The sequence below is a fragment of the Flavobacterium sp. ST-158 genome (assembly GCF_058309975.1).
The window spans coordinates 1-24,086 of the sequence record NZ_JBZEEN010000002.1; the positions used below are offsets into that span (position 1 = coordinate 1).

At 33.6% G+C, this 24,086-nt stretch carries 11 protein-coding genes; all 11 read left to right on the forward strand.

Annotation, left to right across the window (positions count from 1 at the left end; all coding sequences use genetic code 11):
• The first annotated feature begins 330 nt into the window (after nt 1-330).
• The 11 genes from AC4FRF_RS04565 (at nt 331) to AC4FRF_RS04615 (ending at nt 23,957) form a co-directional block, all read left to right on the forward strand.
• Nucleotides 331-4,410 carry a hybrid sensor histidine kinase/response regulator transcription factor gene (locus tag AC4FRF_RS04565; RefSeq protein WP_491158299.1) on the forward strand — a complete coding sequence of 1,360 codons (4,080 nt, stop codon included), beginning with the start codon at nt 331-333 and terminating at the stop codon, nt 4,408-4,410.
• A 490-nt stretch (nt 4,411-4,900) separates the two neighbouring features.
• Complete coding sequence (locus tag AC4FRF_RS04570) at nt 4,901-6,298, forward strand: cadherin repeat domain-containing protein (RefSeq protein ID WP_491158300.1); 1,398 nt, start codon at nt 4,901-4,903, stop codon at nt 6,296-6,298.
• A gap of 43 nt (nt 6,299-6,341) precedes the next feature.
• A complete protein-coding gene (locus AC4FRF_RS04575; protein WP_491158301.1) occupies nt 6,342-9,353 on the forward strand; it encodes a SusC/RagA family TonB-linked outer membrane protein in 3,012 nt (1,003 codons plus the stop codon).
• 12 nt (nt 9,354-9,365) lie between these two features.
• A complete protein-coding gene (locus AC4FRF_RS04580; RefSeq protein WP_491158302.1) occupies nt 9,366-10,970 on the forward strand; it encodes a RagB/SusD family nutrient uptake outer membrane protein in 1,605 nt (534 codons plus the stop codon).
• A gap of 1 nt (nt 10,971) precedes the next feature.
• Nucleotides 10,972-12,612: a glycoside hydrolase gene (locus tag AC4FRF_RS04585; protein WP_491158303.1), complete on the forward strand. Its 1,641-nt coding sequence runs from the start codon at nt 10,972-10,974 to the stop codon at nt 12,610-12,612.
• A gap of 138 nt (nt 12,613-12,750) precedes the next feature.
• On the forward strand, nt 12,751-15,186 hold the full coding sequence (locus AC4FRF_RS04590; protein ID WP_491158304.1) for a glycoside hydrolase family 2 TIM barrel-domain containing protein: 2,436 nt from the start codon (nt 12,751-12,753) through the stop codon (nt 15,184-15,186).
• Nucleotides 15,187-15,323: 137 nt separating this feature from the next.
• A complete protein-coding gene (locus AC4FRF_RS04595; RefSeq protein ID WP_491158305.1) occupies nt 15,324-16,691 on the forward strand; it encodes a glycoside hydrolase family 27 protein in 1,368 nt (455 codons plus the stop codon).
• Complete coding sequence (locus AC4FRF_RS04600) at nt 16,691-18,628, forward strand: glycoside hydrolase family 43 protein (RefSeq protein ID WP_491158306.1); 1,938 nt, start codon at nt 16,691-16,693, stop codon at nt 18,626-18,628. Before AC4FRF_RS04595 ends, AC4FRF_RS04600 begins: the two co-directional genes overlap by 1 nt.
• A gap of 158 nt (nt 18,629-18,786) precedes the next feature.
• Nucleotides 18,787-20,808: a DUF2264 domain-containing protein gene (locus tag AC4FRF_RS04605; protein ID WP_491158307.1), complete on the forward strand. Its 2,022-nt coding sequence runs from the start codon at nt 18,787-18,789 to the stop codon at nt 20,806-20,808.
• Between the two features lie 161 nt (nt 20,809-20,969).
• On the forward strand, nt 20,970-22,538 hold the full coding sequence (locus tag AC4FRF_RS04610) for a rhamnogalacturonidase (protein WP_491158308.1): 1,569 nt from the start codon (nt 20,970-20,972) through the stop codon (nt 22,536-22,538).
• A gap of 42 nt (nt 22,539-22,580) precedes the next feature.
• A complete protein-coding gene (locus AC4FRF_RS04615; protein ID WP_491158309.1) occupies nt 22,581-23,957 on the forward strand; it encodes a TolB-like translocation protein in 1,377 nt (458 codons plus the stop codon).
• Nucleotides 23,958-24,086: the final 129 nt, after the last annotated feature.

A 24,086-nucleotide genomic window follows, 5' to 3' on the forward strand; every position in this document is an offset into this window, starting at 1 on the left:
ATTGGAGTGAGTTTTGCAGGACCAAAAGTGAATCCAAAAGCATTCGAATTGGATACTGAAATGTTTAAGGTTAAACCGCAAACTACAGTATTAATCATTATCACATTATTGATTATTGCTGCTTTATACGTGAAGTTCTGGTAATAGTCCATAAAGATTTTTCTTAATTGAAAAGTGCGAAATAATTTTATTGTTTCGCACTTTTTTTATGATAAACAAATATTTAATTTTGATAGTTAAGATTTTAAAATTGCAATATGTTTTTCTGGAATCACTAATTTTATTATATCTTGTACTGTTGAATTTACAGTAATTAGCAAAACATTTAAAATGATAATTTTGAAATATTTAAGCTTATTAATAACACTTTTTTTTTCGCCATTTATAGCCTTTTCTCAGGATTATTCGGTGCGATTTCTGGATGTGTCAGACGGCTTATCCAATAATTCAATTACTACTATTTATCAGGATAAGGAAGGATATATGTGGTTTGGAACCTATGATGGTTTGAATCGCTATGATGGTTATAATTTTAAAATTTTTAGAAATGAAATTAATAACCCTAATTCTATTTCTAACAATACAATTTATAGCTTAGAAGGCGATTCTAGTAGGAATATATGGATTGGAGGAAATAAAGGTGCAAGTGTTTACGATAAAACTAAAGCTTTGTTTTATCCGGTTAAATATAAAGATAAAGATAAAGAAAATGCTACTCCCGTAGTTTTAAAAAATGTTGTACATCAAATAAAATCTGTTTCTGATGATTTGGTTTTACTGGCTACGCAAAATTCGGGTGTTGTAGTATTTGAAAAGAATACTTTTGTTGGGAAAACGATTTCAATATCAAATTTAAAAAATACGGTTCATTATGATGCTTTAGTTATTCAGAAGGATAATAAAGGAATTTCTTCTTGGATATATGTTAGGAATATTGGGATTTGTAATTACAATTATAGTTCTAAAAAACTACAATTAATTGCGCCTTTATTACTGGATGTAAAATGCATGAAAATGGATACCGATAACAATCTCTGGATTGGTACAGATGAAGGAGTTTTTCTTTTTAATACTTCTACGTTATCAATTTCAGATAATTATTTTTTTAATAAATGTACTGTCACTAATATCCTGAGAGATAAAAAAAATAAATACTGGTTTGCAACTGATGGATGTGGTATTTATACATTAGATAGAAAAAATAAAAAAGCAATTCCTTATACTAAAAATGACAACCAGCAAATTATAAAAAGTAGTGCGGTTTGGAGTGTTTATGAAGATCATTCCGGAAATATATGGTTTGGAACTCTCAGAGGAGGAATCAGCATGCTTAGTGCTACACCAAAATATTTTAAAACAATAAAATATAGCGGAAATGATAAGAGTCTTGCTCAGAATTTTATTCTGTCAGGTTGTGAAGATATTAATCAAAATGTTTGGATAGGTACTGATGGTGCAGGTTTACGCTATTGGAATCGAAAAAACGATACTTATACGGTTTATAATACCAATTCAGCTCATGCCATTTCCAGTAATTTTATAACCAATGTAATTTGTGACAGTAATAATGAGGTTTGGTTATCAACATGGGCAGGAGGTGTAAATAAGATAGACCCTAAAACAAATTTAGTAAGCCATTATTCCTGTTATAATCCTTTTAGCAAACAAATCGAAAAAAACATTTGGTTGGTTTATGAAGATTCTCAAAAAAACCTTTGGGCTAGTGCCACAAATGAAGGCTGTTTGTATCTTTTTAATCGAAATAAAAATTCTTTTGAACTCTATGATAAAGCAATTACTAATTTACAATGTTTGACTCAAACGAGTGACGGAAAGCTTTGGGGAGGAGATTATACTTCTATTGTATGGATTGATAAGGTCAATAAAAAATATGGAAAAACAAATATTGGTTATCCGGTACGTTATATTCATGAAGATAGTAACAAACAACTTTGGGTAGCAACTCAGGAAGGTGGATTGTTATTATTTAATAGAGAAAACAACACTTTTAAAAGATTTACCACTGCAGATGGTTTGTCGTCTAATACTATTTTAAGAATTTTGGAAGACAAGAATGGCAATTTGTGGATGAGTACCTATAATGGTTTGAGTCGTTTGAATAGGAAAACAAAAACATTTAGAAATTTTTCTAAAAGTGATGGACTACAAAGTAATCAATTTAGTTTTAATGCAGGTTTTAAATTGTCTTCAGGTGAGTTTTTGTTTGGTGGAATTAATGGTTTCAATTTATTTTATCCAGAGATTATAAAAGATACAAAATCTAATTCTAAAATTGTTCTTTCTGATTTGAGTGTGAATAATGAACCCATTGAAACAAAACCAGATTTAATTTCAAAGTGGGATTCAAATGAAGATATAAATGAAATAAGATTACCTTATGATCAAACGACTTTGTCTATAGAGTTTGTAGCTTTAGATTATTCAAATTCAGATAAAATCAGTTATGCTTATTTTCTTGACGGCTGGGATGATCAGTGGAGTAATGTTGGACAAAATAGGAAGGCTAATTATCCTCATCTTTCCGAAGGAACTTATTTATTTAAGGTAAAAAAATCAAATTTTCAAGATAGTCAAAGTAAAGCAGAAACATTGCTTCGGATTGTTGTTTTACCGCCTTGGTATAGAACCTGGTGGGCTTATTTATTGTATTTGGTTATAGGAGGAACGGTTATTTATAATTATGTTCGGTACAATAAATACAAAGAACGATTGAAATATAAGATTAGAATTTCTGAATTAGAAAGAGAAAAAGAAAAGGAAATTGCTGAGAAGCAGAAGTCTATGTTTACTTATATTTCTCATGAATTTAGAACTCCTTTGTCACTTATTATTAACCCTTTGAAGAAGTTTATTAAAAAAGAAGAAGGTTCAAATGATTCTTCTAAAGGAGATTTGCAAATAGCTTATAGAAACGCCAGACGCTTACTAAGTCTTGTCGATCAGTTATTGCTTTTTCGTAAAGCTGAGAATGATGCAGATGTATTGAAACTTTCAGAAATTAATATGAATAATTTATGTGAGGAAGTTTTTCAATGTTTTGTTACTCAGGCTAAAGATAAAAATATTGATTATAGCATTGATATTCCAGAGCATGCAGTTGTTATTATCGGTGATTATGAAAAGTTAGAAATCTCATTGTTTAATTTAGTTTCAAATGCTTTTAAATATACACCAACAGGCGGAAAAATAGCTATCAAACAAACAGAAACCGAAAATGAAGTTTTTGTTTCCATAACAGATACGGGTTCAGGAATTGCTTCCAAAAACATTGAAGCTATTTTTGAAAAATTCAAACAATTAGATTCCAATGTTTCAATAAGCACTGGATTTGGTATTGGTCTTTATATTGTAAAGTATTTTATAGATAAGCATAAAGGAACAGTTTCTTGTGAAAGTGAAATAGGCAAAGGAAGTACGTTTACTTTGAAGTTATTAAAAGGACAAGATCATTTAGGGGATTTACCAATTAATCCAAATGTCGCTAAAATGAGTGAATTGGTTGAGGAACTTTTAATTGAAGATTTTGAAGAAAGAAATGCTTCAGTTACTTCTAATCCTAAAATAAATGAGGAAGGATTAAGTAAAGAAATGCTCACTGATAAAAAGTCGGTTTTAATAATTGATGATAATTTTGAAATTAGAAATTATTTGATAGAATTGTTTTCTAAAACACATTTGGTTTACAGTGCTGTAAATGGAAATGAAGGTTTGAAGCTGACTAAAAAACACATGCCTGATATTGTGATTTCTGATATTGCCATGGAAGTAATGGATGGTCTTGAATTGTGTAAAAAAATAAAAGAAAACGAACAGTTATCTCATATTCCTGTAATACTATTGACCGCTTCTAATAATCCCGAGATGCATTTACAGGGAATAACAGATGGTGCTGACGATTATATTACTAAACCATTTGATGACGATATTCTTCTTGCCCGAGTAAATACCTTATTAAGAAATAGAGGAAATTTAAGAAAGTATTTCTTAGACAGCATTACTCTTAAAGAGAATGAACATAAAGTTCCGGCTGAATACCAGGATTTCTTGAAAAAGTGTATTGATATTATAGAGGCTAATATAGACGATCGTGATTTTACAATAAAAACATTTGCTAGGGAAATGGGAATGAGTCATCGTAGTTTATATGCTAAAATAAAGATTGTTTCCGGGGAAACATTAAATGCTTTTATTCGCTCTATTAGATTAAGAAGAGCTGCTATGTTATTGCTTACCGAAAATGTAAATATTGCTCAGGCAAGCGCCCAGGTTGGTTTTGAAGATCAAAAATATTTCAGACAGCAGTTTGTTAAACTTTTTGGGATGACTCCATCTGCTTATGTCAAAAAATATAAAGATTCATTTAATAAAGATTTGAATGTAATTAGATAACTGTTTTTTTATTAAAAATAGAAGTTATTCCTTGTAATCCTAGTCTCGTTAATAATGAGATTAGGATTTTTTGTTTATTTCAAAAATATCTACCCTATAATTTAGTATTACATAAATAAATAAGAACTTTTTTTGTTAAATAACTATTTTTGGTCAATATGTCCTTATAGTTCGCGATTTCCCCCTTTATTTTTTTCGAATTTCCCCCCTATAATTAGTGTTATTTAATCATTTCTTTGCTTAGATGCTTATGATAATTTTATGATAATAGATTTCTATTAAGTTAAATTATTGTAAAAAAACAACAATTACTACACGCTAAATTATTAATCAAATACTAAAAGAATAAAGCTTATGAAAAGAATAAATCCTTAATGAATAAATAAAGAATTGATATAAAAATGATTTTGAATTACTATTAAAAACCAAACAAACTGTTTTTTTGAATTACTAAGAATAATTGAAAAAGTAGTTTTAAAAACTAAGACATATGAATAAACTTTCGTATTTATTTTTGTTAACTTTTTTTGTCATTCTATTTACCGGATGTCAAGAAGACTCGCTAAGTTTCCCATCATCAGATGATCCAACGGTTGCTGTATCTACAAATGAAATTTATGGTGCTCCAAACAGAAAATTTGAAATTAAAGCCGCTTTGGCAGATGATCTCGGATTGAAGAGTGTAAGAATTCAAATCCCAGAATTGAGTTTAGATAAAATGATCAATTTTGCAACAGATCCACTTTTAACAACTTATGATTTAAGTTATTTTTTCGAAGTTCCTGCTGATAGAGGTGTATCAGAAGCTTTTGCAATTAAGTTGACTATTACAGACGTTTCAGGTAATGAAGTAGATCAAAATATTAATTTACGTTTAGACGGAGAGTTTAGTGCTCCGGCTATTAGTATGATTACTCCTAAAGAGGGAGCTGTTATCTTATTATCTTCAAGTAATCAATTACCAGTAAATTTTGTTGTAAATGATGATTCCGGAATTGATTATGTTCAGGTAAAATGTGAAGCTTTAGGCATTGATGAGATGGTTCAGTTAGACGGAGCACCTCAATCATACACTTTCAATAAAACCTTTACTTTACCTGTAACTGCTGCGGAATATGTTTTAACCATTACTGCAAAAGATAAATTTGCAATTCCTAATATGGGAACACTAAATATTAATATTGTGGCTACTAATGAGTATCCGGCCATTTATTTATGTGATCAGCCTAAAGGAACTAATCTGACTACAGATGCTGTAGGTGTCCCAATGTATTTCCATGATAAAAATGGTCAAGACTTTGAATTTAAATATTATGCTGATTCAGATAATAAAGAAGTGTATTTCTTAGGTCAGGAATCTGATTTTGCACCACATTGCTTTGGATTAAATACTTCAGGAGAATTAATTGATGATGTTGCTTCTTCGCCTATAGTTTTACCTACTAAAGGATATTATAAAATAAAAGTTAATCCTAGTACATTGGTTTATTCGGTAACAAAATACACTCCTTCAAGTAAAGTTTGGGCTGATGTAGCTAATGGTTTATGGCATGATGATGAAGCTTTAAGAAGACCTTTTGTGAGTATTGCAGGTGCAGGGATTCAAGGAGCAAACTGGGATACTTGGAATGCTTGGGTTCAAACAAGTTTGCATTTAGCTAACAATCCAAACAATCCATATCAATTAGTAGGTGAATATACACTTACAGGAGAAATGGAAGGAACTTTTACAGGACAATGGTGGAGTCCATCTTGGAGATTAATTAAAAACGGTATAGCTACGATGTCACCAGGGGAAAATGGAAATGCTAAGTATCCGGCAGCACCAGGTGTTTACAAAGTAATTCTGGACACAGAATTAGAAAGGGCTTTTATCACTAAAAAATAGTTTGTTATAAACGTATAACATTAATAAATAAAATATCTTACATATGAAATATAAATATATAGGGTTACTAATAGCTGTATTATGCAGTGTAACAACCTTTGCACAAATAACAATAAAGGGAACTGTCAAGGACAAATCAGCTGTTGGTATTCCGGGTGTAAATGTTTTTGTTAAGGGTTCTCAAACTTCCGCTTCAACTGATTTGGACGGAAAATATGCTATTGTTGTACCTAACAAGGAGGCTCAAATTGAATTTTCTTTTATAGGTTTTGCAACTCAAACGATAATTGTAGGTCAAAAAACAACTATTGATGTTACTTTAAGTGAAGACAATCAAACTTTAGAAGAAGTTGTTGTAGTAGGTTATGCAACCGTAAAAAAGAAAGATGTTACCAGTTCTATTGCATCTGTAAAAGGAAAAGATTTGCAAACAATGACTGTGGGTAATGTTACTGAATCACTTCAAGGAAAAGTTGCTGGGGTTCAAATCACGGGTGCTGGTGGACCTGGTGCTCAACCTAGAGTATTGATTCGAGGAATATCTACTGTGAATTTAAGTACAGATCCACTTTATGTAGTTGATGGAATTCCTATGGGAACCAGTATTAATTTCTTAAGTAATAACGAAATTGAATCTATGGATGTACTTAAAGATGCATCTGCAAGTGCAATTTATGGTTCTCGTGCTTCTAATGGTGTTATTTTGATTACTACTAAAAAAGGAAAAGCTGGTAAAACTAAGTTTACTGTTGACATGAGTTCTGGTTTCCAAATTATGAATAATCCTTATAATATGGCTAATGCTGAGAATTATGCATCTATCATGAATACAGCTTATACTAATTCAGGATATTCAGAATATTTACCAAATGCAGAACAATACAGAGGAAAAACAACTGATTGGTGGAAAGCTGGAATCAATAAAGGTTCTGAGGTAACTAATGCTTCTATAGGAGTAAGTGGTGGTTCTGAGAAAAATACCTATGCAATAAGTTTAAATTATTATAATTCCGATTCTTTTTATAAAATAGGAGGTTGGAAAAGAATTACTTCAAGAATTGCTAATGATTTTAAATTTACCGATAAATTTTCAGCAGGTGTAACTTTAAATCCACGTTACGAAACCTGGGGAGCACCAGGGAACTGGGCTGATTTTGTTAAGATTGATCCAATTACGCCAATCTATAAACCAGCCGATCAGTTAAACGGAACTGAAAATGAATACAGTATTTACGCTCGTTCTCCATCGTATGTTTGGAATCCGGTTGCAGCTGTAAAAAGATACGATGATTATAGTGATTTATATAATTTAAATTCGAATGCATATTTGCAATATGAACCAGTAAAAGGATTAATTATCCGTACGCAGGGATCTATTGAGTTTGGAAATAAAATTCAAAATATATTCAGACCAGATTTTGTGATTGATGCAGCACATGAAAAAGCTGAAATTAATAGTGTAGAAAGAAAAGCAACTACCAATGTAGATTGGACATGGCAATCTACTGCAACTTATTCCAGAACATTTGCCGAAAAACATAATGTAAGTTTGATGGGAGGTCTTACAATGGAAAATTATGATTCATCAGATGTTTGGGGTTATGGTGAAGGTGTGCCTAATAATTCTCAATCAATGAGAGAAGTAAGTGCAGCTACTAAAAACCGTAATAGTAGTGGAACATCTTGGTCTAGTTCTTTAATGTCTTACATCTCACGTCTTTCTTATAATTTTGATAGTAAATACTATTTAACAGCTTCATTTAGACGAGATGGTTCTTCTAAGTTTATGGCTAATAATAAATGGGCTAATTTCCCGGCGGCTTCTGCTTCCTGGAGAATTTCAAATGAAGATTTTATGGCTGATGCTAGTTCAGTAGTTAATAATTTAACTTTCAGAGCTGGTTGGGGTAGAGTAGGGAATCAAAATTTACCAGCGGCAGTTTATCAGTCTAATATTGGACAAGGGTATTATGTTATCGATGGTAATGTGGTTGATACTTCTTATCCTTCAACTATGGCTAATCAGGATATTCGTTGGGAAATGGTAGAAGATGTAAATTTTGGTCTTGATTTTGGACTTTGGAAAAACAAAATTTCAGGAACCTTAGAATACTACCAAAAAACAACAAAAGATATGTTGTTCCTAAAACAATTTCCTACTTATAGTGGTTTTCCTGCTAATGCAACTATTTGGACAAATGTGGGTTCTATGCGTTCAAACGGAATTGATTTGCTTTTGTCTTATAAAGATAAAAAAGGTGATTTCTCTTATGGTGCTGATGTAACTTTTACCACTGTGAATGTAAAAATGGTTGCTCTATCTGCTAAGGATGAAAAGTTATACGGAGCAAGTAATAGAACATTAACTGTAGATGGTGATGAACCAGGGTATTTTTATGGGTATGTAGCGGATGGTTTGTTCCAAAATCAGACTGAATTAAATGCGCATACAGATGAGCATGGAACTAAATTACAACCTTATGCTCAAGTGGGAGATATTCGTTTTAAAGATGTAAATGGTGATGGTAAATTAGACGATAAAGACCGTACAAAAATTGGTTCTCCGTGGGCAGATTTTAATGTTGGTTTGAATTTGAATTTTGCTTACAAAAATTTCGATTTAGTAGCTAATTTCTATTCTAGTATCGGAAATGATTTGGTGAACCAAAATATTTCTGATTTATATAATGGAGCAAGTTTAACAAACAAAGTAAATGGTTTAGATAAAAAAGCTTGGCATGGAGAAGGAACGTCTAATTACATTCCCCGACTTTCTAAAGATGATAACAATGAGAACTTTACAAAATTTTCGTCTTTATATGTAGAAGACGGTTCTTTTGTACGCATGAAAAACCTTCAATTAGGTTATTCTTTCTACAATAAATTTGGATTGGATAAATTAAGATTATCTCTATCAGGTCAAAATTTATGGACATGGACCAAATATTCAGGGGTAGATCCTGAAGTTGGAGGTAGTGTTTTAGGTTCAGGATTTGGAGGATGGAATTACCCGGTTCAACCAACAATTTTGATGGGTATTAATGTAGCATTTTAATAAAAAAAGAATATGAAAAAAATAATAGTATCAATACTAACTTTTGCAGCTTTTGCAGTCTCTTGTTCCGATTTTATCGAGAAAGATGCAAGAGGTACACAAACCTTAGAAAATTATTTTCAAACCGCTCAGGAATGTGAAAATTATGTAAATGAATTAACACACCGATTGTTATTACCTAATGAATGGTGGGTATTAGTTGCACCAAGAATGACGAACGAAATGGCTACTGATGATGCCTGGATGGGAAATACAGGGCAAGACAACAGCTCTCATAGACCAGCTTCTCAGTACCTGATTACTCCAGATAATATGGGGAATTTGAACGGTATGTATACGGCTCATTATTATACAATTCAATCTTGTAATATTGGTTTGGCTAAAATGGAATTAGCTCCTATTAGTGAGTCTCAAAAAAATCAGTACGTGGGTGAATCATTGTTTGTACGTGCTTATTGTTACTATGAGTTGGTAAATAATTATGGAGGTGTTCCATTGTATACTACGGTTCTGGGTACTAATGATTTAAAATTACCACGTAGTTCTGTAGCAGAAGTGTATGCTCAGGTTGAGGCAGATTTAAAAGCATCAGCTGAAAAATTAGAAACGATTGAAGTAAATAGAAATGGAAGAATTAATAAATGGGCAGCTTATGCATTACTGGCTCGTGTTTCTTTGTTCCAGGAAAAATGGGCTGAAGCAAAACAATATGCTAACAAAGTAATTACCGAAGGACCATTCCAATTAGAACCAAATTTTTTAAATATTTGGGATGTAAATAATCATAATGGAGTAGAGTCTATTCTTGAAGCACAATCTTCAGATGTGCAGGATAAAAACTTAGGTAGTATGATACCTACTTTTTCTGGAGCTAGAGGTGAGGACAAAAAGAATTTTCCAAGTAATGATGCTGCAGATGTACTTGACGGATGGGGATGGTGTATGCCAACAAGTGATTTAGAAAATGCTTATTTATCTGAAGGTGATGAAATTCGTTTAAAAAGTACTATTACCAAATGGGGAGATCCTGCTTATGGAGACGAAGAATTGAACCCTACACATAAATTTAGTTTGAACGATAATAAATCAGGACGTATTTGCCGCAAGTATTATATTCCAATAGCTACACGTCGTGCTTTAGATAAGAAAGACGGACATTTGCCATTGAATACACCATTGATTCGTTTAGCAGAAATGTATCTTACAAGAGCCGAAGCTAATTATCATTTAAATAATGCCGAAGGCGCAATGGCAGATATTAATGTAGTAAGAGCCCGCGTAAATTTAGATCCGGTAGAAGGATTGGCAGGACCTAATCTTTTGAGAAAAATTTACAAAGAGCGCCGTTTGGAATTAGCTTTCGAAGGAATGCGTTTATTTGATATCAGAAGAGAAAAAGATCCAGGGACAGGAAAACCAGTAATAGAATCTTTGATGGGACCAAACGGAACTTTTGTACAATACAATTTGAATTCGACTGATCCTTATGAAACAACGAATACCAGAGAAGCTCAAGATAAAGGAATCAATTTTAATCCAGCCAAACACTTAGTATGGCCAATACCGCAATTAGAAGTTGATTTAAGCGGAGGAATAATTACTAATCCAAATTATTAATATGAATTTATTAAAAAAATATAAAATAAGTCTACTGTTTGTAGGCTTATTTTCCATTAATGCAGCCTTAGTTAGTTGCTCTTCGGATGATTCTAAAGAAACTGAAACCGAAGTTAATTCTACTAGAGAATTAAATGTTAATTTGAATATGAATCTTCAAACCATGGAAAATTTTGGAGCTTCTGACGCTTGGCAATGTAATTTTGTTGGGAAAAACTGGCCAACTGACAAAAAAAATGCAATTGCAGATTTATTGTTTAGTGAAGATGTTGATAGCGAAGGAAATCCTAAAGGAATTGGTTTGTCACTTTGGCGATTTAACTTAGGTGCAGGAAGTACAGAACAAGGTAGTGCTAGTGATATTACTGATGAATGGAGACGTACAGAGTGTTTTACTACCGATGGAGTTACGTATGACATGAGCAAACAAGCCGGACAAGTTTGGTTTATGAAAGCGGCTAGAGAACGTGGAGTAGATAAATTATTAGCTTTCACTAATAGTGCACCTGTTTATTTAACTCAAAATGGTTTAGCTCACGCATCAATTAAAACGTTCTATAATCTAAAGGATGGAAAAATGCCGGAATTGGCTGATTTTTGGGTAAATGCTATTGATAAATTAAAATCAGAACACGATTTAACAATTGATTATATCAGTCCTTTTAACGAGCCACAATACGAGTGGGATGGATCTGGTCAAGAAGGTTCACCAGCTTCTAATGCAAATATTTACAGTTTTGTAAATACTCTGGCTCCAAAATTACAGGCAAAAGGGTTGAATTCTGAAATTATAGTTGGAGAAGCAGGTGCTTTTGAACCATTATACAAAACAGTAAGTGGTAAAGAAAATAGATCCAATCAGATAGATTATTTTTTTGGAATTAATTCGACTAAGAATATAGCTGGATTAACTAATGTTAAGAAAACAATTTCTGGTCATAGTTATTGGCAAGCTTGGCCATTGAGTGAATTGATTTCGTCTAGACAGTCAGTTGCTAATAGAGCTAATACAATTCCTGGATTAAGTGTTTGGGCTTCTGAATATTCTATTTTGGAAAATCCAGGTACAGCTGAACTTCCAGGAGGAGCAGGTCCAGGTAGAGATTTAGGGATGCAAACAGCGCTTTGGGTTGCTCGTATTATTAGTACCGATATTTCAATAGGAGGTGTTTCTTCTTGGCAATGGTGGACAGCTGTTAGCCGTGGCGATTATAAAGATGGTTTAGTTTATCTTGATGACGGAATAACAAATGGTGCTGGTGATGCAAACTATTGTAAATACGATGGTTATGTAAGGGATTCTAAAACACTTTGGGCATTTGGAAATTTTTCTTTCTTTGTAAAACCTGGTATGCAAAGGGTTCAAATACCTAATTTTGATAATGCAGCTGCTACAACAGATGTAATGCTAACAGCTTATAAAGACGAACCAAATAAAAAAATAGTAATTGTTGCAGTTAATGTATCTAAATCGGCAGCTACTTATAAATTGAACCTTACAGGAGGAACTTTAGTAAATGATAAGCTTACACCATACACTACTTCAGCTTCATTAAGTTTGAAAAAAGGTACTGATGTTACAGCTAGCAGTTTTGAGATTCCTGCTAAGTCTGTAGTTACTTATGTAGGAGTTTATAATTAAAAAAGATATGGTATATTGCTAATCCTTAAATTTACGAATATACCCCTCTTCGTTTTAGTTATTTAATTCTTTATTTGCTTCTGTTGCATAGGTGTATATGGAATTGTCTAACACCCTTATTTATTAAAAAAATCAATTATGTTAACAACAAAAAAAATCTTTTTAGCGGTTCTTACTTTTTCTTGTCTGTCTGTTTTTAGTCAAATAGGATTTGGAGATGCTAAAAAAATCAATAATCAGTGGAAATTTATTCTACAAGACAATAAAGACTTTCAGAATGCCAGTTATGATGACAGCAAATGGCAAAATATAGCGTTGCCTCACGATTGGAGTATAAAGGGACAATTGAGTCCAACATTAGCTAGTGCTACTGGTTTTTTACCAGGAGGAATTGCTTGGTACAGAAAAACTATGGATATTCCTGCTGCAAAAAAAGGTGAAAAAGTGTTCTTGTATTTTGAAGGTGTTTACAATAGAAGTGAAGTTTTTATCAATGGGCATTCTTTAGGAAAACGTCCTAATGGGTACATTTCTTTTGCTTTTGACGCTACTCCGTTCGTTAAATACGGAGCTGAGAATACCATTGCTGTTCGTGTTGACCATAGTCAAAGTGCTGATTCTAGATGGTACACCGGTTCAGGGATTTATAGAAATGTTTGGGTAGTTTATGCTAATCCAGTGCATATTGCACAATGGGGAGTTTATGCATATCCTGAATTGAATAAAAAAATAGGAACTTTAAATATTGAAGTAGAAGTTGAAAATTCTTCTGCCGAAAAATCAAATCTAACCGTTGTTAACGAATTGATTGCAAATGATGGGAAAACAGTAGCTAAGAGTTCTAATTCAGTTGCTATTGCTGCAAATCAATCGGGTAAAATTATAACAAAAGTTAAGGTAAACAATCCAAAATTATGGGATTTAGAAAATCCTAATTTGTACGAATTGAAAACTACAGTTTTAAAAGATGGAAAACTAATTGATCATTCATTGACGCAAACGGGATTTCGTAGTTTTACTTTTGATGCCAACAAAGGATTTGCTTTAAACGGTACATGGATGAAAGTAAAGGGAGTTTGTTTACACCATGACGCTGGAGTATTAGGTTCAGCAGTACCTCCTGAAGTCTGGAAGGCAAGATTAAAAACTTTGAAAGAAATTGGAGTAAATGCTATTCGTACAAGTCATAATCCAGAATCACCTGAATTTTATGAGTTATGTGACCAACTAGGTTTGTTAGTTTTAAACGAAGCTTATGACGAATGGGAATTCCCTAAACGCAAGTGGTTAGAAGGTTGGAATGTTGGTACACCCGGATTTGAAGGTTCTTTTGATATTTTTGCTGATTGGGGTGAAAAAGATTTAGAAGATTTTGTACGTCGTGATAGAAACCATCTTTCTGTTTTTGCATGGAGTATTGGTAATGAAGTCGATTATCCAAATGACCCTTATTCTCATCCAGTATTAGCTGGAGGAGGAGATACCGGATTTTCACAAGCGGCGTATGGAGGTTATAAGAAAGATGCTCCGGATGCGATGCGTTTAGGAGCTATTGCAAAACGTTTGGTGGCAGCCGTTAAGAAATACGACAAATCACGTCCTACAACTGCTGGTTTAGCAGGAGTAGCCATGTCTAATGAAACGGAATATCCAGGAGCTTTGGATATTACAGGATACAATTATACGGAAAGTAAATACCAATCTGACCATAAAAAATATCCAAAACGTGTGATTTTTGGTAGTGAAAATCGTCATGATTACGATGCTTGGTTAGCGGTTAAAAATAACGAGCATATTTTTGGTCAGTTCTTATGGACTGGTATAGATTATTTAGGTGAATCAGGAAGATGGCCTTCAAGAGGATTTTATTCAGGATTAGTTGATTTTGCTGGTCAAATTAAACCAAGAGGTTATTTCCGTCAATCACTTTGGTCAGAGAAACCAATGATTTACATTGGAACTTATATTTCTAATAATCCTAACAAAAAAGACCTTTCTATGGATGCCTGGCCATTGTGGAATTACAATGAAGGTCAAAAAGTAAAAGTGGTTTGTTATACTAATGCTGCAAAAGCCCGTTTGGAACTTGACGGAAAAGTAGTTGGCGAAGTGAAAAACTATGATTCTGAAGTTGGAATTATTTCCTGGGACATTCCGTTTCAATCCGGAAAACTGGAAGCTGTAGGATTAGATAAGAATAATAAAGAAGTGAGTCGTTATGCAATTGCTTCTTCAAAACAACCTTACGCTATTACAGTTAAAAATGCTGATAAAGCTATAAACAAAGACAAAGGTGTAGCCGAAATCATGTTGCAAATTGTAGATGAAAATGGTATTCCGGTAATGCTTGCTGATAATGAAATTGCGTGTAAAATAATCAGTGGTTCAGCAAGTTTATTAGGTCTGGAAGCTGGAAATAATTCGGATATGACTGATTATACTGATAATGTACAACGCGTTTTTCACGGACATATTTTAGCTTACATACAAGCTAATGGAAGTAAAGAACCTATTAAAGTTCAGTTTTCCAGTCCTTGGTTAAAACCGGTTGAAGTTACTATCAATGTAAAATAAAATGCTTTTTTAGCATTTCAAAAATATTGCTTCAAATGTAAATAGAGCTATTTGTCTTTTTAGATGAATAGCTTTATTTATAAAATTTTAAATTCATTATATTTGAAGTGTACTATTAACACATATAAAAAAACCAAATGAAAATTAAGAACAAAATTGCTGTGGCTTTAGGGATTGTTTTAGTAACGGTTGTGACCAATGCTCAAAGCACCGATTCAAAAAATGTCGATTTTAAACAATGGGCGCAAACACCACCAATGGGTTGGAATAGCTGGGATTGTTATGGTTCTACTGTGGAGGAACATGAAGTGAAAGCCAATGCCGATTACATGGTCAAAAACTTGAAAAAATATGGTTGGGAATATATTGTTGTTGATATTCGATGGTTTGTAGAAAATGATAAAGCGGGAGGTTACAACCAGAAGGATCCTCGTTATGTGATGGATCAATACGGAAGGTATTTACCGGCTTTGAATAGATTTCCTTCGGCAAAAGATGGAAACGGATTTAAACCATTGGCTGATTATATTCATAAAAAAGGATTAAAATTTGGAATCCACATCATGCGTGGAATTCCTAAAAAAGCAGTGGAAGAAAAATTACCTATCAAAGGTGCAAACGGAATTACTGCCGACCAAATTTACACTACAGATTTGCAATGTACATGGTTGAAAGATAATTATACAATTCTTGCTGACAAACCGGGAGCTCAGGAATATTATGATTCTTTATTCGAATTGTATGCACAATGGGGAATAGATTTTATCAAAATTGACGATTTGTCAAGACCTTATCACGAAGGAGAAATCAACCTGATTAGAAAAGCAATAGATAAATGTGGTCGTAAAATTGTTTTAAGTACTTCGCCTGGAGAAACGCCAATTTCGGCAGCTGCTCACGTAAGTTCTCATGCTAATATGTGGCGTATGGTGGATGATGTTTGGGATACCTGGCCACACATTACACATTTAATGGACGTGGCTCAAAAATGGTATCCGTATATCGCGCCGGGAACCTGGCCTGATTGCGATATGATTCCGTTAGGAAGAATTTCGTTAAGAGGAGAACGTGGTGAGGACAGAATGTCACGCTTAACAAAAGACGAACAATATACCTTGATTACTTTCTTTAACATCTTTAAATCGCCCTTGTTTTTTGGAGGTGATTTACCAAGTAATGATGCCTTTACTTTGTCATTGTTGACCAACAAAGAAGTAGTAAAAATGCACAACGAAAGCACTGATGTAAAACAACTTTTTCAAAAAGATGGAAAAGTAGCAGTGACTTCAAGAAATCCAAAAGATGGAAGTGTTTACTTAGCTCTATTTAATATTTCAGATAAAAATGATGTAAAGGTTTCGGTGTCATTAGCAGATTTAGAAATTACTAAAGCAGATGCTGTAAACTTATGGTCTGGAAAAAAAGTAGGTACAGTTACTAATGAAATTTCGGTTTCATTAAAGGCGCATGCTTCTGTTCTTTATAAATTGAAAACTAAAAAATAATGAGAAAAATACATTATAGTTTTGTATTCTTTTTAATGTTTATTAATGGATTACAAGCTCAAAATAAAAGTGGTGTTCCGCCTGTTATTGCTGAGAAAGATTTAACAGCTTATCTATTTGTTTACTTCACAGGAAATGCGGTTGAAGAAGAAGCGGTGCGCTATGCTATAAGTCCGGATGGTTACCATTATTACCATTTAAACGATAACAAACCCGTTATAGATAGTAAACTCATTAGTTCAACGGGTGGGGTTCGTGATCCTCATATTTTAAGAGGAGATGATGGTAAAACATTTTACATGGTGTTGACTGATATGACCTCTTCAAAAGGTTGGGATTCTAATCGCGCCATGGTATTGTTAAAAAGTACCGATTTAGTGAATTGGAAAAGCAGTGTAGTGAATATTCAAACTACTTTTTCAGGAAACGAAAACCTAAAAAGAGTTTGGGCTCCGCAAACCATTTATGATGCTAAAGCAGGTAAATACATGATTTATTTCAGCATGCAACATGCAGGTGGTCCGGATATTATTTATTATGCTTATGCCAATAAAGATTTTACTGCTTTAGAAAGTGAACCAAAAGTATTATTTGTTCCAAAATCTGGAAATGCCTGTATAGATGGTGATATTATTGAAAAAGACGGAATCTATCACCTTTTTTATAAAACGGAAACCAAAAGCCCTGGTATAAAAGTAGCTACAACTACTGATTTAACTTCTGGAAACTGGACCGAAAATGACAACTATTTACAGCAAACAAAAGAAGCTGTTGAGGGAGCAAGTGTTTTCAAATTGAATCATTCTGACGAGTATATCTTAATGTATGATATGTACATGAAAGGAAAATATCAGTTTACAAAAACTAAAGATTTAGAAAATTTTACAGTGATTGATAATGATATTTCAATGGATTTTCATCCACGTCATGGAACCATTTTGCCTATCACTCGTGCTGAATTAAAAAGATTAATTGCTAAATGGGGAAAACCAGCTAATTATCCTCAAATCAATAATAATCCAGTGTTAGAAGGCTATTATGCTGACCCGGAAGTTTTATATTCGAATAAAACCAAAAAATATTATATCTATCCTACCAGTGATGGATTTGATGGGTGGGGAGGTTATTATTTCAAAACATTTTCATCAGATAATTTAGTAGATTGGAAAGACGAAGGTGTAATTTTAGACCTTAAAAAAGATGTTTCCTGGGCTAATAGAAATGCTTGGGCTCCTTGTATTGTGGAGAAAAAAATAAAAGGAAAATATAAATATTTCTATTATTTCACGGCAGCTCAAAAAATAGGTGTGGCTGTTTCGGATAATCCTACAGGACCTTTCAAAGATAGCGGAAAAGCATTGGTAAGTTCCCGTCCGGAAGGAGCAAGAGGCGGACAGGAAATTGATCCGGATGTTTTTACTGATCCTAAATCGGGGAAAAGTTATTTGTATTGGGGAAATGGATATATGGCTGTTGCCGAATTGAATCCTGATATGGTTTCTTTAAAAGAAGGAAGTACGAAGTTAATAGAGGTTGATAATACGTTTAGAGAAGGAACTTATGTGATTTATAGAGAGGGAACTTATTATTTCTTATGGAGTGAAGATGACACCAGAAGTCCAAATTATAAAGTACGATATGGTATTTCTAAATCGCCTTTAGGACCAATTGAAATTCCAAAAGATAATATTGTTATTCAGGGAATTAAAGAGGAAGGTATCTATGCTACAGGACACAATTCAGTAGTTAAAGTTTCTAAAAAAGATGAATGGTACATTGTCTATCATCGTTTTTCATATCCTACCGGAATAAAAATGGGTGATGCCGGAGGTTTTCATCGTGAAGTTTGTATTAACAAACTAGAATTCAATGCCGATGGAAGTATTAAGCAAGTGATTCCTACTCATGCAGGGATTAATCCTCTTATGAAAAATTAAAGAGAAGAAAAACTCAAAAAAGGAAAGTGCTATTAAAAGAGACTTTCCTTTTTTTATACAACAAACAAACTGGTGGGTAGTAGTTCGATTTATTGACTTGACTTTTTATCTTTGGAAAACTGCTAAAACCAAAATTTCTTTTAAATTTTAAAACCATTATGAAAAAACACCAATTTCTAGTTTTACTATTGTTGTTGGGTTTGCCCATTTGTGCTCAACAATTGGAAAATCAAAAAACAAATCCTAATTCTGTTTTCGAAATTAAAAATCCCGATTTTAAAACAAGTCCTTACACAGGAATGACAAAACAACATTGGAAAGACGCTGCTATGTATCTTTTGGAAGGCGCTTTTGGATACATCCATTCCTTAGATGATCCAATGAAATTTCCCAAACTACCAGGGAAAAGTTATCCTCTAGACGAAGGCAAAGTGCCAACCGAAAAACTAGAAGGCTTGTGCAGAACTTTGTTCGTGGCCGCTCCACTTTTGAAAGAGAATCCATCATTGGTAATTAATAATATCAAAGTGGCTGATTATTATCGACACCAAATTACCCAATTATCGAATTCTAACAGTGCTTCCTATATTGTTCCTCGTTCTAAAAATGGCGGACCAAGTCAAAATTTAGTGGAATTTGGAGCTTTGGCTGTTTCATTATTGATTAATCCAGAAGTGCTTTGGAATCCTTTGTCACAGGAACAAAAAGATGCTTTAGCTAAAACAATGTTGAGTTATGGCGATGGGCCAACGGTGGATTCGAATTGGAAGTTTTTCAACATATTTGTGTTGAGTTTCTTTAAAGAACACGGTTATGCGGTAAACGAAAAATTATTGGTGGAATATTTAGATAAATCATTAAACGATTATCGCGGAAACGGCTGGTACAATGATAGCCCAGCATATGACTATTACAGCATGTGGGCTTTCCAGATGTACGGAACCATTTGGTCTGAATATTTTGGAAAAAAACACTATCCAGAATACGCAGCTCGATTCAAGAATAATTTTGCCGATTTAAAAAATAATTATCCTTATTTGTTTAGCCAAAATGGCGAAATGATTATGTGGGGTAGAAGTATCAGTTATAGAACAGGATCTATTATTCCATTTCCTTTGATGGGGTTTGAAGCGGCTGCTGATACCAATTATGGTTGGATGCGAAGAATAGCTTCTGGAGTTATCAAGCAGTTTTTTACGCATCCGGATTTTATGAAAGACAATGTGCCAACACTTGGTTTTTATGGCGCTTTTGAACCAGCTGTGCAAATTTACAGCTGTCGTGGAAGTGTGTATTGGATGGGGAAAGCCTTTTTAGGATTATTAGTGCCAGATGATAATCCGTTTTGGACAGCCAAAGAAGACGAAGGAGCATGGGAAACGGAATTCAAAAAAGATAAAGTCTATAATAAGTACCAAGGCGTTTCGGAAATTTTAATTACTGATTATCCTAATATTGGTGCTTCTGAAGTAAGAGCTTGGTGTCATGAAAAAGTAAAAGACGATTGGCAAAAATTCCGTTCCACTGAAAATTACAATCGATTATCATATAATAGTGCTTTTCCTTGGCAAGCCGATGGCGAAAAGGGCGAAGTAGCGATGAATTATGTAGTCAAAAATAAATTGAATCAATGGGAAGCATTTCGATTATATACTTTTAAAAAGTTTGAAGAAGGTATTTATTACAGAGATGTAGTTTTAGAAACGGATTCAAATGTTCAATTCAATCTAGCTGATATTCCTTTGGCAAACGGAATTTTAAGAGTAGACAAGAATAATAGTGCAACACCATTTGCAATGCGATTGGGGCATTATGCCTTACCAAAACTAGATGGTGATATTAAGACTACTGTTCGAAAAATTAAAAATCGAGAAGTAACAATTATAGATAACGGAAAATACCAATTGGCAATGGTGCCGCTTTTAGGTTGGGAAAAAACTGAAGTGGTTCAGGCTAAAGGTTTGCATCCTGAAGCGAACGAAAGTAGTGTTATTGATGTATCAAATGATGCTAATAATCAAAACGATGGAATTTATGCTACATTGATGTTGTGGAAAAAATCAGGAGAAAAATGGACAAACAAAGAATTAATAGCGGTGAAAAAAATAAACTATTCTTCTAAGGAAAATACGGTAAGTGTTTCTTTTTCTAATGGAGAAAAAAAAATGGTAAAGTATTAAAAATTAGTTTTTAACATAACTTAGAACCAGTAAATAGTATTATTTGCTGGTTTTTTTGTTTTTAATTGTAACACTTCATTATGCAGGATGCAACAGGATGAGGTATTCATTTTCTATTTGTAAATTGCTATCCCTTAATTTTAATGTTTTGTGTTAATTATATGAAAAAAACGATCCATTTGTTTCCAATGTCTATTTTTCAATATGTTTTTTGTTGGTGTTTTTTCTTTACTGGATTAAATAGTATTCAGGCAGCTCCAGAAACTGTTTTTAATGTAAAAACTTATGGTGCTAAAGGAGATAGTAATACGCTGGATACTCAAGCCATTAACAACACTATTGAAGCTGCCGCAAAAGCAGGTGGAGGCACTGTTTATTTTCCTGCTGGGACTTATCTCAGTTATTCCATTCGGCTTAAAAGCCATATTGCATTGTATTTGGATCAAGGAGCTACTATATTGGCGGCAACGCCTTCTGATAAAATAGGGTATGATGCTCCCGAAAAAGCAGATAATGATATTTTTCAGGATTTTGGACATAGTCATTGGCACAACAGCTTAATATGGGGTGAGAATTTAGAAGACATTTCTATACTGGGACCAGGAATAATTCATGGAAAAGGATTATCTAGAGGTGGTCCTTATCGAGAGCCAATTGGGAACAAAGCCATTGCTTTAAAACTTTGTCGAAATGTAATTCTCAAGGATTTTACCATTCTTTATGGTGGCCATTTTGGAATATTAGCAACTGGAGTAGATAATTTAACTATTGATAATCTGAAGATTGATACCAATAGGGATGGTATGGATATCGATGGTTGCAAAAATGTTCGTATTTCAAATTGCACTGTTAATTCGCCTTGGGATGATGGAATTTGTCTTAAAAGTTCTTTTGCATTGGGTTATGCCCGACCAACCGAAAATGTAACTATTACCAATTGTAGTGTAAGTGGCTTTGATCGCGGTACTTTTTACAATGGTACATACTTGAGAAATGAAGCTGATTTAGTGCCGGATAAAGAAGGACCAACGGGACGTATCAAATTTGGAACAGAATCCAATGGCGGTTTTAAAAATATCAGCATTAGTAATTGTGTTTTTGAATATTGCCGTGGATTAGCACTCGAAACCGTTGATGGCGGTTTGTTAGAAGATGTGACAATAACTAATATTACGATGCGGGATATTATAAATTCGCCTATTTTTTTACGACTCGGAGGCAGAATGCGCGCGCCAGAAGGAACTCCAGTTGGGACTTTGCGGCGCATTAATATCAGTAATATAAATGTCTATAATGCCGATTCCCGTTTTGCAACGCTCATCAGTGGAATTCCGGGACATGAAATAGAAGAGATACGTTTGAGTAATATTAGTATTTGGTATCGTCCGCTTGATTCTGTATCAGAAAACAGTATTCAAGACCAAGTTCCTGAATTTGAAAAAGGCTATCCAGAACCTCAAAAATTTGGTGTTTTACCAGCTTATGGTTTTTTTATTCGCCATGTAAAAAATATAGAATTAAACAATGTTAATCTTTATTTGCTAGGAAAAGAAACACGTCCAGCAATGATAGTAACAGATGTAAAAGGAATAAAAATACGAAACCTTTCAACTGCAAAGGGTAATTGTTCTAAAATGCTTATAACGAAAGATGTAAGCGAATTATCTATTAAAGATAGCAAGCCTTTAAAAGATAGGGAGGGTAAAAAAATGGAGTCAAAGAGTTATTAGTTAATCAAATTTTATTCTCAATCTCAGTAAAAATCTAAAAATATGAAACAGTTTTCTAAGAGTGTAGTTTTGGTTAGTTTTCTACTTTTTATACAAAGTTTAAATGCACAGATTGGTAAGCGATTTCCTTCTGAAAGAAAGATAATAAAAGATCCTGTAACGGGTGTTATGTTGACTTTTTTGACCAGTACACCGATGGGGGATAGTAAAATTTATCAAACGCACAATCAGTGGACTTCTGATGGGCAATGGCTTATTTTTCGTTCAAATAGAGTAGACGGAGAAGCTATGGCTGTGAATGAGAAAACAGGTGAAATGGTTCAAGTAACCGAGGGTGGCTATGTTGGGATGTTAAATGTAGCACGCAACAGTATGAAGCTTTTCTTTATGAGAAAAGTAGCTGATAAAAATGCAAAGCAAGATAAAAAAGAAAGAACTCGAAAATTTGAGCCATCATCTATGCAGATTGTAGAAGTTGATTTGGCAAAACTATTCGAAGACAGTAAGAATGGAAAACTAAAAAAAGCAGTCTATTATCAGCGTGTTTGTGGCACAACTAATCCAGAAATGGACGCTGGTGGCGATTTGGCTTTAGATGGTGATGAAAACTGGGCTTATTTTCGAGTTGGAAAAGAATATGCTGCAAAATATTTGCCGGAAGGGACAAAGCTGGAAGAGAATTTTGGTCCTAGGAAAATGGGAGCAGGACCGTCTGGAATTGCGGCTATGAATGTCCATACAGGAGAAATTAAATATATAGTTTCAGTTCCTTTTCAAATAGGTCATATACAAACCAATCCTTGGGTAGCGGGTGAAATTATTTTTTGCTGGGAAACTGGTGGGAAGTCACCACAACGTACTTGGACAGTGCTGAGTGACGGAACAGGTCTTAGACCTTTATATCCAGAATCAGAATACGAATGGGTAACTCATGAAGCCGTGATTAGCAAAGACGAAGTAGCAATGGCTATTATGGGACATAGAAAAATTCAGAGTCAAGATACAACAGGCACTGCTGTAAATGGTGCTAATCCTGGTCAAGAAGCTGCTTGGGGACCTTCGGGAACTAGAGAAAAACCTACTGGATTGGCTATAGTGAACTTAAGAACTAGAGAAATGAAAATTGCAGGTCAAACAGATTCTGGAAGTGGTTTATGGCATGTGAGTGGTTCGCCAGATGGTCGATGGGCAGTTGGGGACGATTTTTCCAGAAGTATTTACCTGATTGATCGCCATACTAACGAAATGATGTTGCTTTCTACTGGACACAAACAAACAGCTTCCGATCATCCACATCCTACCATGAGCCCCGATGGAACCAAAATTGAAATACAATCTGCTATGTTGAGTAAAGACAATCGCAGTATGAATATTTGTATTATTCCTGTACCAGATGAATGGTTGAAAAGAAAATACTAATGCATTAATGAATAAAAAGAGATAAATGATTATTTCTTTTGTAATGGAACAGTTTCTATTTAGTAAAGGATTATAGATTATTCTATTCTCAAATTAATAACTTTGTTACATTGTAATTTCTGTAAAAAA